14 protein-coding genes are annotated in these 15,193 nt (G+C 45.3%); 12 read left to right on the top strand and 2 right to left on the bottom strand.

Annotated elements, in window-relative coordinates:
* Nucleotides 1-86 precede the first annotated feature (86 nt).
* Nucleotides 87-1,199 carry a GerAB/ArcD/ProY family transporter gene (locus AB1L17_RS14345; protein WP_412845498.1) on the top strand — a complete coding sequence of 371 codons (1,113 nt, stop codon included), beginning with the start codon at nt 87-89 and terminating at the stop codon, nt 1,197-1,199.
* 45 nt (nt 1,200-1,244) lie between these two features.
* On the opposite strand, the gene AB1L17_RS14350 is transcribed toward AB1L17_RS14345, so the two are convergent.
* Nucleotides 1,245-2,402, bottom strand: a complete 1,158-nt coding sequence (locus AB1L17_RS14350; RefSeq protein WP_412845499.1) for an iron-containing alcohol dehydrogenase — start codon at nt 2,400-2,402, stop codon at nt 1,245-1,247.
* A gap of 332 nt (nt 2,403-2,734) precedes the next feature.
* Between AB1L17_RS14350 and ftsE the strand changes: the two genes are divergently transcribed.
* From ftsE to AB1L17_RS14405, 11 genes are all read left to right on the top strand, one after another.
* Entirely contained in the window at nt 2,735-3,421 is a 687-nt protein-coding gene (ftsE, locus tag AB1L17_RS14355) for a cell division ATP-binding protein FtsE (protein ID WP_412845500.1), read from the top strand.
* Nucleotides 3,411-4,307 carry a permease-like cell division protein FtsX gene (ftsX, locus tag AB1L17_RS14360; RefSeq protein WP_412845501.1) on the top strand — a complete coding sequence of 299 codons (897 nt, stop codon included), beginning with the start codon at nt 3,411-3,413 and terminating at the stop codon, nt 4,305-4,307. Before ftsE ends, ftsX begins: the two co-directional genes overlap by 11 nt.
* Before the next feature lie 25 nt (nt 4,308-4,332).
* Nucleotides 4,333-5,535, top strand: coding sequence for a murein hydrolase activator EnvC family protein (locus tag AB1L17_RS14365; RefSeq protein WP_412845502.1), 1,203 nt, complete (start codon nt 4,333-4,335; stop codon nt 5,533-5,535).
* A 93-nt stretch (nt 5,536-5,628) separates the two neighbouring features.
* Entirely contained in the window at nt 5,629-7,098 is a 1,470-nt protein-coding gene (locus AB1L17_RS14370) for a S41 family peptidase (RefSeq protein WP_412845503.1), read from the top strand.
* Nucleotides 7,099-7,113: 15 nt separating this feature from the next.
* Nucleotides 7,114-8,475, top strand: coding sequence for a PDZ domain-containing protein (locus tag AB1L17_RS14375; protein ID WP_412845504.1), 1,362 nt, complete (start codon nt 7,114-7,116; stop codon nt 8,473-8,475).
* A 133-nt stretch (nt 8,476-8,608) separates the two neighbouring features.
* Nucleotides 8,609-10,294, top strand: a complete 1,686-nt coding sequence (locus AB1L17_RS14380) for a hypothetical protein (protein ID WP_412845505.1) — start codon at nt 8,609-8,611, stop codon at nt 10,292-10,294.
* 314 nt (nt 10,295-10,608) lie between these two features.
* Complete coding sequence (locus AB1L17_RS14385; RefSeq protein ID WP_412845506.1) at nt 10,609-11,901, top strand: helix-turn-helix domain-containing protein; 1,293 nt, start codon at nt 10,609-10,611, stop codon at nt 11,899-11,901.
* 371 nt (nt 11,902-12,272) lie between these two features.
* The gene (locus tag AB1L17_RS14390; protein ID WP_412845507.1) at nt 12,273-12,545 is read left to right on the top strand and encodes a Spo0E family sporulation regulatory protein-aspartic acid phosphatase; all 273 of its coding nucleotides are present in this window, start codon (nt 12,273-12,275) and stop codon (nt 12,543-12,545) included.
* Between the two features lie 130 nt (nt 12,546-12,675).
* The gene (locus tag AB1L17_RS14395) at nt 12,676-13,305 is read left to right on the top strand and encodes a hypothetical protein (RefSeq protein WP_412845508.1); all 630 of its coding nucleotides are present in this window, start codon (nt 12,676-12,678) and stop codon (nt 13,303-13,305) included.
* Nucleotides 13,306-13,409: 104 nt separating this feature from the next.
* Entirely contained in the window at nt 13,410-13,838 is a 429-nt protein-coding gene (locus AB1L17_RS14400) for a hypothetical protein (protein ID WP_412845509.1), read from the top strand.
* 87 nt (nt 13,839-13,925) lie between these two features.
* Nucleotides 13,926-14,084 carry a hypothetical protein gene (locus tag AB1L17_RS14405; protein ID WP_412845510.1) on the top strand — a complete coding sequence of 53 codons (159 nt, stop codon included), beginning with the start codon at nt 13,926-13,928 and terminating at the stop codon, nt 14,082-14,084.
* 77 nt (nt 14,085-14,161) lie between these two features.
* Here AB1L17_RS14405 and AB1L17_RS14410 read toward each other — a convergent pair whose 3' ends face one another.
* Nucleotides 14,162-15,094 (bottom strand): flagellar hook assembly protein FlgD, encoded by a 933-nt coding sequence (locus AB1L17_RS14410; protein ID WP_412845511.1) that lies wholly within the window; start codon nt 15,092-15,094, stop codon nt 14,162-14,164.
* Between the last annotated feature and the right edge of the window lie 99 nt (nt 15,095-15,193).

Here is a 15,193-nt window from a genome sequence, read left to right on the forward strand (position 1 = left end):
TGAAATGCATGGGGGTTTAGCTGTGAATCATGGAGGAAATAATTGTACAAAGGTATAGTAAGGTCTAAAGAGAGCAGGGAGCAAACATGCAAGAGAGCTACAAGATCAGTCCACGTCAACTAATGATGCTCGTTACTCTTGTTACGATTGGGGACTCCGTTCTCGTCCTGCCTGGCATGGCGGCTGGACTTGCTAAGCAGGATGCGTGGATTTCTGTCCTGATCGGGCTCGTGGCGGGACTGCTCAATATTGTCTTACTCATAGCAGTTGGGAAGCTGTACCCGAATCAAAGCTTTTTCACTTTCGTTGATCAAACCATCGGGAGAGTACCGGGAACAATTGTTACGCTCTCGTTTATTAGCTATACACTGTTTTCAGCAGGTGCGCATGTGATGGAAATTGGCGATTTTGTCGAAACGCATCTGTTGATAACCACGCCAAGATTCGCGATACAGCTATTATTTATCATCGTGATTATGTTTGGCGTGAGATTGGGACTGCAGACAGTCGCCAAATCGGCAGAAATCTACTTTGCCTGGTTCTTTTTCTTTTTTATTTTATTAATGCTCTTTTTGCTGCCACAGGCGGAAGTATCAAGAATTCAACCTGTATTCGAAAATGGATGGAAGCCAATCTTGCAGGGTTCAGCGGCAGCCACTGCGTTTCCTTATTCAGAGCTTGTCATTTTTATGGCGGTTCTACCGTTTGTCTCCCCCATCCAAAAGCGTATGAGGTCTTTTTTGATGGGGACCTTACTGGGGGGAGTTGTGCTGTTCATCATCATGCTGATGTGCATCCTTGTGTTGGGAGCAGATCAGACTGCGCGACATTATTATCCGACTTATGTGCTAGTCAAACAGCTCAAGCTCGGTGATTTCATTCAGCGGCTAGAGGCGATTATAGCGGTTATCTGGTTTATTGCGGTTAGCGTCAAGATTACACTCTATTTCCTGTTCTTTCATTTGGGGATATGCCACGTTTTTCGCATCCAAAACTTTTCCGTGCTTATTTTGCCGTACACCATCTTGCTCATGGTGATGTCTACGATTTTTTCCCCCAATATTGTCGTCTTTGGGAACATCATTTCGAAGTACTGGCCCTTTTATGATTTTACCTACAGCTTCGGTGTACCGTTGTTGCTTCTGTGCGCATATACCATTCGCAAAAGATGGCTGGACCAAAACCGACGAGCAGAATGAACAACCGCCGCACTCCCATTTTAGGAATGCGGCGGTTGCTTGTGCTTACAAGGACATGCGAAGAATCTGCGCCACATCATCACTTGTCAACGTTTTAAATTGACCAATCGGACCAAACGGAGTGGCTTTTTCGGCCATGAGCTGCAAATGCTCGTCGGTGATTTGGTAGTCAGCCAATCGAGTAGGGGCACCGATGCGTGCAAAGAAAGCTTCTGTAGCGGCGATCCCTTCTAACGCCACCTCATCCTCTGTTTTACCGGCAGGATCTACATCCCAGACTTCTGTTGCGAAGCGGACGAAGCGAGCTACGTTTTCACGGTACACATAGCGCATCCATTTCGGGAAGATGATCGCCAGACCGCCACCGTGCGGGATGTCGTATACAGCACTGACAGCATGCTCAATCGAGTGGGTGGCCCAGTCCGTTGTCACACCAACAGGCAGGGTGCCGTTCAATGCCATCGTTCCGCAGTACAGGATGTTGGCGCGGGCATCGTAATCTTCCGGATTCGCGAGGACGCGTTCTGCATTTTCGATGACCGTCTTCATGATCGACTCGGCAAAGCGTGTTTGCAGTGGGATTTCGGTCGTATGCGTGAAATATTGCTCGAATACGTGAGACAAAATGTCGCTGATTCCGTAGATCGTTTGGTCGCGAGGCACGCTAAATGTATGCGCTGGATCCAGAATCGAAAACGCAGGAAAGGTCGTGCCAGCTCCATGCTTTTCTTGTGTTTTCCAGTTCGTAATGACACTTCCCCGATTCATTTCCGAACCTGTAGCGGCTAGCGTCAGTACGGTCCCGAGTGGAAGCGCCTCTTTCGCGATAGCTTTACGGGTATAAAAATCCCAAACATCTCCCTCATAAGGAACGCCGATCGCGACTGCTTTCGCGGCGTCGATTACACTGCCGCCACCAACAGCCAGTATCCAATTAACGCCCTCTTGGCGGCAAAGCTCAATTCCTTTTTTAACGGTGCTGAGACGTGGATTTGGCTCCACTCCAGCCAATTCGAGTACACGGCAGCCTGCAGACTGAAGCAGGGAAATCACTTTGTCATAGAGGCCGGTTCGCTTCACACTGCCTCCACCATATACCAGAAGAACAGTGGGACCTAGCTGTCTTGCTTTTTCCTCGAGCTGGGCCAATTGACCCCGTCCAAAAATCAGTTGTGTCGGGTTATGGGAAACAAAATTATCCATCTCATTACCAGCTCCTTTTAAAGGGTATAACCTCTTGTCACCCTCATTGTAGCCAACTGTTTTCCTTGATGCTAGGCGGGAATGTGCAAAGGCATTTCCTTCCCAAATCGTGACAGTTGTTAACAATCGAAGCGGTTTCGACAAGAAATGAGAGATTTAGTGGATACCATCCGTGAATCGTGATGGTATAATGGATAAGATGGGAAATCCCGCTGTTTTTCAACAAGGTATGGCAGCGGTTGCTAGTAGGTAGAGGGGTTTTGTCGATTTTTACTAAAAAAACAGGATCAAGATACATAGAGAAGGATCTGACGAAGTAGGATGTGATTGGCTTGATCGAGATGTTTGATGTGTGGAAAACATACCCGAATGGAACGAATGCTTTGAAAGGTATCAACATTCGGATTGAAAAAGGTGAATTTGTGTACGTAGTCGGCCCCAGTGGTGCAGGTAAATCTACGTTTATCAAATTGATGTATCGTGAAGAGAAGCCGTCGAAGGGACAAATCTTTTTGGGTGGCTTCAATGTAAGCAGAATCAAGGAGCGACAAATTCCGTTGGTTCGCCGCAGTATCGGCGTCGTGTTCCAGGACTTCAAGCTGTTGCCGACGCTGACTGTTTTCGAAAACGTGGCATTTGCCATGGAAGTAATCGAGAGCAATCCAAAACAAATCAAGCCGCGTGTGATGGATGTTTTGGGACTCGTGAAGCTGAAGCATAAAGCTAAAATGCTGCCAAGCGAGCTGTCTGGCGGTGAGCAGCAACGGGTTGCCTTGGCGCGGGCATTGGTGAATAGTCCGGGCATTATCATCGCGGATGAGCCTACGGGGAATTTGGACCCGGAGACCTCTTGGGAAATCATGAAGCTGTTTGAAGAAATCAATCAGCGAGGAACCACAGTCGTAATGGCTACCCACAACCGAGAGATTGTAAACACGATGAGAAAACGGGTTGTTGCGATCGAAGCTGGTCAAATTGCCCGTGATGAGCAGAGAGGGGAATACGGTTATGAAGATTAGGACGCTAGGGCGCCATGTCCGTGAAGGGGTCAAAAACCTCGGGCGGAACGGCTGGATGTCGTTCGCTTCAATTAGTGCCGTGACCATTACTCTCTTTATCTTGGGCGTTTTCCTGATCCTGGCGATGAATGTCAATTTCTTTGCGCAGTCCGTTGAAAAACAAGTGGAAATTCGCGTTTTCATGGACTTGCTGGCGACGAAAGAAAACATCACGCAGGTTGAGAAAAACATCAAGACGCTTCCTCAAGTGGAGTCCGTTACATTTATACCGAAAGACGAGGGGCTGAAGCAGTTTAAAGAGAGCCTCGGTGAAAAAGCGTACCTGTTTGAAGGCTTAGAGGAAAGCAATCCATTGCCGGATGCGTTCGTTGTGAAGACGAAGCAACCACAAGACACTGCTACTGTTGCAGCTCAGATCAAAAATTTTCAGTACGTCAAAAGTCTGACCTACGGTGAAGGTACTGTGGAAAAGCTGTTTTCCTTGACCGGAGCAATCCGGAATGTCGGTATTGCCTTTATCATTGGACTCGGTTTTACAGCCATGTTCTTGATTGCCAACACGATTAAGCTGACGATTGTGGCACGTCGCAGAGAGATTGAGATCATGAAGCTGGTTGGTGCTACGAACTGGTTTATCCGTTGGCCATTCTTTGTAGAGGGACTGTTGATGGGGATAGCAGGGGCATTGATTCCGACGATCATGCTGACAGTAGGCTATCATTACCTCCTGGATGCGATTAACTCCAGCTTTGAAGCTTCCCAATTGTTTAAACTGTTACCACTATATCCACTCGTGTATCAAGTAGCGCTGGCTTTGCTGGCGATTGGTGCATTCATCGGGATTTGGGGAAGCATGGTGTCCGTACGTCGCTTCTTGCGAGTTTAAATTTGAAGAGCGTGGGAGGAGTAACATGAGAAAGAGAATCCTGCTAGCACTCGTAATCACTGGTCTTGTGGTCAGCTCTGTGATCCCGGCGAACGTGAGCTTGGCAGCGCCTAGTAAGGCCTCTTTGGACAAGATCAATCGAGAGCTAAAAGAAATTCAAAAGAAGAAGAAAAGCCAGCAGCAGCAGCTGAAACAGACCGAGCAGCAGATCAATATCGTGCAGAAAGAGAAAAAGGGCTTGGAGACGCAGCTCATGCAAATCGATTTGCGTCGCAACGACACACAGAAAAAGCTGGACAAGCTTGAGCAGCAGATGGAAGATACCAAGGATAAAGCAGCACACGCACAGGATCAGCTGGATGAGGCAAAAGACCGCGTAGCGAAAAGGGATGCCTTGCTTAGAACGCGTGTGACGGCTATGTATGAACGCGGTAATGTCACTTATTTGGATGTACTCCTCGGCTCGTCTGACTTTGGGGACTTTTTAACACGCATGCAGGCCCTGAATCTTATTCTGGAGCAGGACACGCGTATTTTAGAGGATAACATTCGCGATAAGGAAACCATCGAGACCAAAAAGAAAGAAATTGATCACCAACTGACTGTCTATTCCGGGATGTTCGAAGAGGCAGAGAATCTCAAAGCTGAGCTGGACAAGCAGTACAAGCACAGTCAAGTAGTCAAGGCTGAATTGGATAAGAAAGAATCTGCGCTTGAAGTCGATTTGGAGCAGTATGGACAGGAGCTTATAGCTATTACCAAACAGGAAGCAGCAAAATATTCGGAACGTGTACGCGCGATGAGTGCATCCAGTACGGGCTACAAGGGCGGAAAGTTCGGTTTGCCAGTCGCGAGTGGACAATTTCGCTTCACTTCAGGCTTCGGAATGCGGAAAGACCCGTTTACAGGCCGCTCGGCTGGGCATAATGGTTTAGATATGGCAGCACGTAAAGGAACGCCTATTTTGGCTGCAGCTGACGGCGTCGTTCTCTTTGCGGGATACAACGGCGGCTACGGAAATACAGTGATGATCAAGCATAACGCGGAATATACCACTCTTTACGGTCATATTCGCGAGGGAGGTATCAAGGTTTCTGTTGGGCAATCCGTTAAAAAGGGTCAAAAGATCGCTGAGGTAGGATCGACAGGTCGCTCAACCGGAAATCACGTGCACTTTACCGTCTATAAAAACGACGTAGCAGTTAACCCAATGCCGTACTTGAAGTAGACCCTCGTGCGACCAGACAAATATTGTTAACGGAACATGCATACACTAGCAGCATATCTTTTTGCCGGTAGCACAAAGGATGGTGACGTAACAGTGAGATGGAAAGGACGTACCGTAATAGCGCTTGTACTCATCTCGATGGTAGCCAGCAGCTTTATTACGATGGCGATCATGAGGACATCTGCTAGCGCCAATACAAGTCAAGGTGGGGCTCTGACAGCATCCAGCATGTCGCTGTTTTCTGGGAACGGAGATTATCCGCAAGAGTTCCAAAAGCTGTACGAGGCGTTTTCGGCGATCAAGAAAGAATACATCCAAAATGTCACCAATGAGCAGCTAGTAGAGGGTGCAATTGGCGGTATGGTCGGGGCGCTCGAAGATCCGTACAGTGATTACATGGACCCTAGATCTGCTGAGGAATTCACTTCTACCCTGCACTCGACTTTCCAAGGGATTGGGACAGAAGTAACAATGCAAAATGGTCGGGTGACAGTTGTTTCGCCATTCAAAAACTCTCCAGCGGAGCGTGCAGGACTGCGACCGAACGACCAAATTTTGAGTGTGAACGACGAATCCCTCGAAGGATTGGACCTGCATCAGGCAGTGACCAAGATTCGAGGACCAAAAGGCACCAAGGCCGTTCTGAAGGTAGTGCGAGCGGGAGTACCGGAGCCTCTTACCATCGTTTGTGTACGCGATGATATTCCGATTGAGACTGTAGAAAGTCAAATTATCGAGAAGAACGGTGTGAAGGTAGGAGTAATCGGCATTACCCAATTCTCGACAGAAACGGCTAAGCATTTCAAAGAACAGCTGGCTGCTCTCGAGCAAAAGGGTATTGGCGGTCTGGTCATTGACGTTCGCGGCAACCCAGGCGGATATTTGTTGGCTGTAAAAGAAATCGGCGAAGTACTGGTACCGAATAAAGCCAAGATCGTACAAATTGAGTATGGAAATGGCGGTACACAAAAAGAAGTGTATCATTCGACTACGGAAGCCGCTAAGCCTTATCCAATCTCGGTACTGATCAATGGCGGTAGCGCCAGCGCTTCGGAGATTCTCGCGGGTGCTCTGCGAGATAGCGGCAACTACAAGCTGGTTGGTGAGAAGAGCTTTGGTAAAGGAACCGTTCAGAGCACGATGGAAATGAACGACAAGAGCCAATTGAAGCTGACGATTGCCAAGTGGGTTACACCGAATGGCGAATGGGTCCACCAAAAAGGCATTACGCCAGACTATGTAGTCAAGCAACCGGATTATTTCAACGCAACTCTGTTACCTGCTGATAAAGTATTGCAGCGCGATATGGCTGGCACTGACGTGAAAAACCTGCAGCTCATCCTGAAGGGCTTGAATCTGTCCCCAGGACGAGACGATGGCTACTTTGATGAAAAGACAGAGCAAGTCATCAAGCAGTTCCAATCCGCGAACAAGCTTGAGGTGACTGGTAAAGTAGACGCGAAGACACGCTCTTCGCTGGAAGAAAGTCTCCGTAAAACGATGGCGAAGCCAGAGAATGACCTGCAATTGCAAAAAGCTCTGGATGTAGTCACGGGCAAGTAATGAATAATCAAGAAAATGGAAGCAGGTAATTACCTTCTATCCGTAGAAATGATAACCACGGCAAATCACATGTCGTGGTTTTTCTTTCTTTCATTTGAGGTGAGGCAATTGGCGATACAGGCAGATATGCTTACCATTGCATACGGCTTTGCCGCATTTTTTATCAATCCGGTCTTCTATCTCTTTCTCGTGTTTATTTATTTGCATTATCGCAGACAGATGAACCTGGAAAGACAGCTTTTTGCTGCACGCATGCAGTCTCCCTTGCTCTCGACGATACGGGCTGTAGGGATGGGCTTAGTAGGTGGTCTGCTTATTTCGCTTCTTGGCGCAGGACTCGGCGTGGTCGTGCAAGCACAGGATTTGTGGATACTATGGGGATTGGCGCTAATCTTGGCGTTGATTCGTTTACGGTTTCTCTGTTTCGCATATGCTGCAGGTATTTTGGCGATATTACACGCGATTACACAGGTGTTCCCCTCGATGGCGGACGTTCCTGGCATAGGCTTCGTCTGGGAAATGATTCGTCAGGCAAAACCGTTGCCATTGCTTGCGTTAGTCGCGATCATGCATCTGATTGAAGCGATGCTCATACGTTGGAATGCTGGGCGGGATGCTTCTCCGCTGTTCGTGGAAGGGCAGCGTGGGCGGATCGTCGGTGCCTATTTGCTCCATTCCTTTTGGTTGACGCCAGTTGTGCTGTTTGTACAGATGGAGCCAGGCGCAATCACTGGTGCATTGTATCCAGGGTGGCCATTCTTTTCTCCTGAGGCTGCTTCCTTTGGATTGATGCTTCTGCCAACGGTTACCGGGTTCTCCGATATGACGCAAACGATGACGCCGTATAGAAAAGCAGCGCAGGTAGCCAAAAATTTAACGTTGTATGCGATCGGTTTGCTGGCGTTGTGTGCTCTCACGGTTTGGTCGTATCCATTGATTTTGCTGACAGCGATCTTTGCGCTATTCGGACATGAGGCGTTGTTTTTCTGGAGTCAGTATCAAGAAAGAAAGCGTTCGCCTTACTTCATTCAGTCCCCACGCGGTGTAAAAGTAATGGGTGTCATTCCGGGTACGAGAGCGGAGGAAATAGGCATTTCGCCAGGTGAGATTATCGTGAAGGTAAATGGTATTTCGGTGCGGGAAAAAGAGGATTTATATCCGGCGCTACAAGCCAATCCTGCATTTTGTAAGATGGAAGTACTCACGCGCGAAGGTGAGCTGAAATTCGTGCAGAGTGCAGTCTATGCGGGCAATCATCACCAGCTGGGAATCATTGTGGTGCCAGATGCGAATACTCGTGCATTTGTTGATTTGAAACGAGCCAGCGTAGTCGAGCTGATCAAGCAAAAGCTGGAGAAGCTGAATGTAGGTGCATAAGGATAGGTGGAGAGAAGGTATGCATGTCAAACGTGCGTGCCTTCTTTTTTTGCGGAAAAGCTTGTTTATACGGAAACTTACTGGTGGCTGTTACGTCTCAATGTGTACGAGGAAAAAAGAGGGAGTGTGTTTGGTGTCCAAAGTGGAGAGAACGGTCTCGTGGTTATTGTCGGGTGCATTAGTTGCCATCACTGTTTTTGCCGCCCCTTTATCAGGAGCAGACGCAACAACCCGTGTGACCGCAGCGCAGGCTCAAACGGTCGTGGCTGTGCCGATGCATGTGACGAAGGGTGTCCAAAAGCTGGTCAGGCTTATACCCGAGCTGTCTTCGCGCTATGTCTTGTACGGTGGTGACGTGGATGGGCCGGGAGTTAGCGGCGTGAAAGTTACGTTTGCACAGTCAGCCGCAGAGGCAGAGTCAGCAACGGATGATGTGATTTTTGACGGTCAGACAGGTGAGTTGCTCAGACTGAAACTTACCCCAAAAGCAGCAACAAAGCCTGCCTACCCGACTGAGCAGCAGGCCAAAACACGTGCGCTGGCTTTTGTAGCCGGATTGCAGGGAACGGGTGCAGGTAATGCCTATCAGGCGAGAGAGGTTTATAAAGAACAGAATTTGCTGACAGTTCGGCTGGTTCGCGTCCTGAACAATGTGGTGCTCGATGATGACTATGATTGTCTCGTCAGTTTTGATGCCTCGGGAAGAATCGTTTGGTTTTCCACGTTTGATGGCAGGTTATATGAGAAAGTAAGTCCTTCTACACTCCCATCACCACATCGAGTCATATCCGCGCGCGAGGCTGTTCGAAAGTGGCAAGAGAGCCGTCCGTTGCAGCAGGTTTACATCCTTCCTCCTTTTACTCACAAAGACCAGATACAGGCAAAGCTCGTTTATATCATAAAAGATGGCATCATTTCTCAAAAACATACAGGAAGTGCCTTGGACGCTTACAACGGAAAGCGTTTGTTAACTACCAAATCAACCGCTCAGACGATGAATGTGAGTGGAACAGGAGAGCAGTGGGTCGCGCAAACAGAACAGCAAGCACGTGACTTGTTACGTTTGTTGTTCATGATCGAAACAGACAAGATGCCACTGGCCATCTATGAGCAAAATAATGGGGAAGAGGCTACAAGCCGCTATTTTATTTGGGGAAGGTTTGATGAAGGGATTCTCGATCCTGACAAGATCTATCAAATGGGAAGATTTCCTGAAGGAAGCAGTAACGGTGAACAACATCTTCTCCTTGAAACAGAGGCACAAACTGGTGCAATGCTTCGCTTTACGGTCAAGGTGAACAATCCGCAGTGGTCTAACGTAAAAACAGATAAAAAGCGCGATAGAAGGGAAGCAGAAAGGATTTTGAAAAGACTCCTTCCTTCTGGAAGCCAGCAGCTACAAATTACGGAGGATGGAAATGCAGAAATTACGTCCATCACAGCTAACCCTCTTGTGAATGGGATTCCTGTCTATCGCACCGATCAAAGTGTGGAAGAAGGAATGTATACGATTCGGGTCAATTCTTGGACAGGAGCACTCGAGGAAGTAAGCATCAATAAGCCAGCCAGTGTCATATACCCGGCTCGCTCCAAAGGCATAAACGAACAAATGGCCATGACTCGGTTATTGCAAGCCTTTCCGCTTGAGCTGACGTACATTCATCAGCCAGATTACAAGAAAAATACGATAAATTGGAAGCTCAGCTACGATCTTTCGTTTCGCCAATCCCGTTCGCATTGTTTTTGCGGGGGAGAAACGATCGTGGATGACACGGTGCATGTTGATGCTGTAGCGGGAAAAGTAATCGTAAAAGAGTAAGAATAGATATAAGAAAAAGCCGCCTTCTCTGTTTTTAAGAGTCGTGCGGCTTTTTGGATATAGGTGTGCTGTACCGTTTTTGGTGGTAAAGCCAGAGATGACGCCATTGAGAGTCGTCATATATACTGCGTAAATGTCATTAATCTTAGGTAGAACTACGAATAAAGCACTCGTACACCAAAATTGATACACAATACAATTGATGTGTCTCTTGCAATACAGACGATTAACTTTTGTCGAACAAAATTATTTGAATAAGTCCGATGTTATAGTTAAAATATGGAAAATAAAGAGATGTTTAGGGGTGAATTTGTTTGAGTGCTATCACTGAAACGCATACAACAATAGGAGACCTCATTAAAAAGTACAGGGGCGACATATCATTATCAGAGCTGTCCAGTCTATCGGGTATTGAAAGAAGTGTTATAGGGAAAATTGAAAGTGGAGACACAAAGCGACCTGAGCTAAAAACGCTTGCAGCCATTTTTGAAGCTCTAAATGCTCCACGGGAACAAATGATTGAATATTATGTTATTGTTGAAAAGCGACTGCCTGTATTACGTGAACTGTTGATGGAAGCAATTCAATTATCGAGTTTTAAGCTCACAGAGAAAGTAACTGTCCGCTTATTAGAATCACCACAAGGAAAAAGTGAGGAACTAGTAGAGGAACTATATCAGATTGCTCTCTCTGTAGAGGATGTAGGGGTTAAACTCTTACTTTTAAACAAGCTTGTACGTTATTGCAGGATGCATGGGATACAGCCGTTTTTGGCGAAAAGTTTGTTTCAAAAATATATGATCGAGCAAGCCGATATAACACGGTTAGAAGAATCCTTTAAACTTGGAGAAGAAGTTTTGTATTACACAGACTTCTTGAGTAAAGAAGAGAGAATAGATATATATTATCTCCTGTCATTTGATGCACACGATATGAAAAAATACGAACGATGCATCGAATATGGAAAAAGAGGACATGCCGAAGATTTAACAAATAACGAGACTAAGGAGCGGATCGCTCTAGCGATATGTAATTCTTATATGCGTTTGGGTAAATTTACGGAGATGGAAGAGCATATCCAAATGTATGAGAAATTAGGCTATCATTTTATTATAGAACGTGCTAAATATCTACGTGCCGTCATTCTGTCAAAGACAGGTAACTATCATGAAGCAGTCCCCTTATTAAGGGATTGTTTGAAGGAAGCTACAAAAAACAATCGTATTCACAGAGTTAATGAGCTAATAGAGGCTTTACTCAGTATAAACGACGTGAATTCCGTCCAAGAAATTATTGACACAGAAGAAGAAAATTTCGTTTTTGATTTTAATAACGCTTACAATTTTTCCGAGCTGGGAAGGTACTATAAATATAAAGGGATTTTTTTAGTTTCACGGGGGTTATTTGACGAGGGTATGGATGCATACTTACAAAGTATGATCTACTATGGGAAAATTAATGATCGTGACTCCATACTAACATGTATTGAAGAGATAAACACACACCATTGTAATCTGGATAAAGATGCAGACTTGGGACTTCTAATGAAGCTGAGAGAAGTATATAATATGGTAAATTTAGGTAAAGGGAAGAGGAATAACATATGAGGAAAAATCTAACCATTTATTCATTTGTGTGCCTGGCAGTGGCTTGTTTTCTTTTTGTTACTAATGATGCATATGGAATAGAATTACCTAAAAACAGTCCCATCATTTTGTATTCTGACAACCCAAGAGGATAACTTCTTGTTACGGATATAGTTCAATATAATAGGTTATTTCTGCTCAAGTAGAGCGCCTGTGAAGAGGCGTTCTTTTTTGTCTGTATTTGTCGAAGTTTTCTCGCGGGGCAAATGAAATTTTTTCCAAATTATACTTGCCCACGCCTGTATAATTCAGAATGAACACGCTAGGAGGTGATACTGACAAATTACGGCTTAGAAGTACAAAATTATTTTACAACAAAGGAGGTTGATAAGGTGGGAGCTGTTATATGTGAAAAAGACGTTCCCCTATGCTACCACGCCAAAGGAACGCCTTTACTACAAGCGACAACATATATCGCTCCTGTCAATTGTAACATTCTATGTTCTGCCGAGCAAAAAAATGTGTACCAAAAAATAGAAGAATTACGGCGTGAACTGATTCAACTTGTGCAAGAGACAGGGAGCTTTACACATGATGCTGTGGTAGAAATGAGTCAGCAATTGGATGTGTATATTTACTCCATTCAATCTGGAAGACATATATAGTCGATCACTAGCTTTCATAACAGAATTTCCAGCTTATAATTAATTTATTACCAAATATTGTTAATTAATAAGACGATGCGTTATAATCACTTTGCATTGAAAATTTTGGAAAATGTACGGGAGGAGAAAAATGAATATTAAGAAACTTTCTATCACAACTGTCTTACTTAGCAGTTTAGTAGTATCTGGAGCTGGTTCTGCCTTCGCAGCATCTCAAGGTGAGATTATCAAAATAGGTAACCTTAAGGTTGTTGAACGTGTATATGAGAATCCAGTAGAGTATGATTTTACAAATGCTCTTACAAAGAGTGATTCATCTAAAATTGGTCCCTTAGGCAATGATATGACTGGAAAAGTCTATGAAATGGCTAATAAGGACCTATACAAATCAAAATCTTATGAAGCTGATATTGAAAATGATAGTAACGAAAACGATACCTTTTCAAGAAAGGTTACAAGAAAAACCTTTCTGACCGGAAAAATAGGTGCGTCAGCCGAGACGAAAGTCAACTGGAGGATAATAGAGGGGAAAGTGGGGATTAATGCAGAAGTTTCATTTGGGCGTGAAGACACAGTAGAAACAACCCACACTTGGGTCATACCAAAGCGTACTCTTACAACCGTTGAATACGGATCAAAGGCCGTAAAAACAACCGGAAGCTTAGTGGAATATTTTCAAGGCAGAGTAACAGATTCTAACTACGTTAACGTCAAATACTCGTACAAAGAATATTCTAGTAAAAAATCAAGAGATCTATGATCCGACCTCTTCATATGCTTCTCCTTCTGTTCATAGTTCTCCTTAGTGGTTGTAGCGCGGGTAGTTCATCAGAAACAGTGACAGTCCCTAAAGAGAAATCATATGTGAGCGTATACGACTATTTCGAAGAATTTACAGGGGAGAATTTGAAGACATCGGTGCTTCAAATAACAAAAAACGATAATTCAGTTGAACTCACGTTACGAATCTCAATTACGGACGATTTGAGAGAAAAAATGATGCATACCGAAAAACCCATTTACTTTACGTTTGGAGATCTGCCAGGTAACGAGACAATTAAAAATTTGCTTGCTGAGTCTCCTTCACTCGTTCAAATTGAGTTAAACAGTAAAGAGAAACTGTATACGATTGCGCAACAGCTAAAGCTAAAAGAAAATTTGACGGAAGCTGATAAACAGGCGCTACTGTCTCCCGCCAATTACCGATTTCAGGTCATAAACGAAGAAGAGCTCTCTGTAGCTAGTTTTATGGGTTTAGAATATTCGCTACTTCCTGAAGATAATCAGAAGTAGTAAACTGTTACGAGTTGTACCTCCTGTGGCAAAGGTGGCCACACCCCTCAATGGTCTCAAGTAAAAACAGATAAAAAGCGTGAAAGAATGGAAGTGGAAAGACTGCTGAAAAGACTCATTCCGTCTGGAAGCCAACAGCTGCAAGTAACGGAAAGTGGCAATGAAAAAATCACATCGATCGCAGCTAATCCGCTTGTGAACGGCATTCTGGCACCGAGTAAAGTGATGATACGTTCGGAAAAGTGATCGTAAACAAATAAAATCGGGCATAGAAAAAGCCGCCTTCTCCGATTCGGGGGAAGTGCGGCTTTTCAAATGTCATTCTAGGCTGTTGCTTCGAATCCCGTGATTTGATTGAGAGCTACTTTTTTGTCATCCTGGAGGACGAATTCAACAACTCCGTTTTTCATGCTGACAGCTTTGACTACTCCGGTTAGAGGGTTGTTGGTAGTCGAGCCGTCCGGATTTGTCTGAGACTGGTTGTATGTGATGTTGTAGCCGATCATTTGCGCGTATGCCAGGCTATTGCTCATCGTTCTGTTTTCCGGTTTCACCGTCATGCCTACGATTTCTTCGGCTTTTACGGTTGATCCATTATCCAGCTGGAACTGGGCTGTACCGTTTTTGGTGGTAAAGCCAGAGATGACGCCATTCAAGATTTCATCGACTTTGGAGACGTCGTGTGTGGTAGCTGGATTGCCGTCCCTGTCGACTTCCTTGGTTACTTTATAGGAAATCTCTCGACCGATCATTTCCAGATACTTCACGCTGTTGTCGAGCGTATTGCCAGCCAGACCTTGCGATTCCAGACCCGAGATGTCTGCCAGAGGAATCGGTGTCGATTCGCCAGCAATACGGAAGTAGATTTTGCCTTGATCCATGTAGACGGCATCAAGTGTGCCTTCTTTTTGTTCCGTCGAGGTTTCGCCCGTCAGCTCGTCTTTTGTGGTAAGGGAATACGAAGCAGTACGACCTACCAGCTTTTCATACTTCTCCAAAGTGACCATGCTGTTGTTCGATTGTTCCATCAGCGTGGTCATTTTTGTGATTTTTTCCACCATGGTCAGCATACTTGTTTGCTGGATGAACTGAGAGTTGTCCATTGGGGACATAGGGTCTTGGTGCTTTAGTTGCTCCAGCATGAGCTTCATAAAGGCGTTTTGGTCGAGCTCGGTGGAGAATTCTTTTTTGCCTTTATAGCTGAGATGAGGCTGTATAAAAGGGTTATTTTTAACGGTAGTTCCGGTATCTGACATGTCAATCCTCCCTGAAGGTGGCGAGTCTATCTGTGCATGTTTGTACTTTCTTCATCTTATATCGGAAAAATCGGCGGAAGGATGAAGACAAACATTTGT

The sequence above is a fragment of the Brevibacillus jepli genome (assembly GCF_047229145.1).
Taxonomy (GTDB): domain Bacteria; phylum Bacillota; class Bacilli; order Brevibacillales; family Brevibacillaceae; genus Brevibacillus.

Excerpts from the sequence above, each read along its gene's own strand:
- AB1L17_RS14410 (WP_412845511.1), bottom strand. The coding sequence starts at position 15,094 with ATGTCAGATACCGGAACTACCGTTAAAAATAACCCTTTTATACAGCCT.
- AB1L17_RS14350 (WP_412845499.1), bottom strand. The coding sequence starts at position 2,402 with ATGGATAATTTTGTTTCCCATAACCCGACACAACTGATTTTTGGACGG.
- ftsX (WP_412845501.1), top strand. The coding sequence starts at position 3,411 with ATGAAGATTAGGACGCTAGGGCGCCATGTCCGTGAAGGGGTCAAAAAC.
- AB1L17_RS14405 (WP_412845510.1), top strand. The coding sequence starts at position 13,926 with ATGGAAGTGGAAAGACTGCTGAAAAGACTCATTCCGTCTGGAAGCCAA.
- AB1L17_RS14375 (WP_412845504.1), top strand. The coding sequence starts at position 7,114 with ATGGAAGCAGGTAATTACCTTCTATCCGTAGAAATGATAACCACGGCA.
- AB1L17_RS14395 (WP_412845508.1), top strand. The coding sequence starts at position 12,676 with ATGAATATTAAGAAACTTTCTATCACAACTGTCTTACTTAGCAGTTTA.
- AB1L17_RS14345 (WP_412845498.1), top strand. The coding sequence starts at position 87 with ATGCAAGAGAGCTACAAGATCAGTCCACGTCAACTAATGATGCTCGTT.
- AB1L17_RS14365 (WP_412845502.1), top strand. The coding sequence starts at position 4,333 with ATGAGAAAGAGAATCCTGCTAGCACTCGTAATCACTGGTCTTGTGGTC.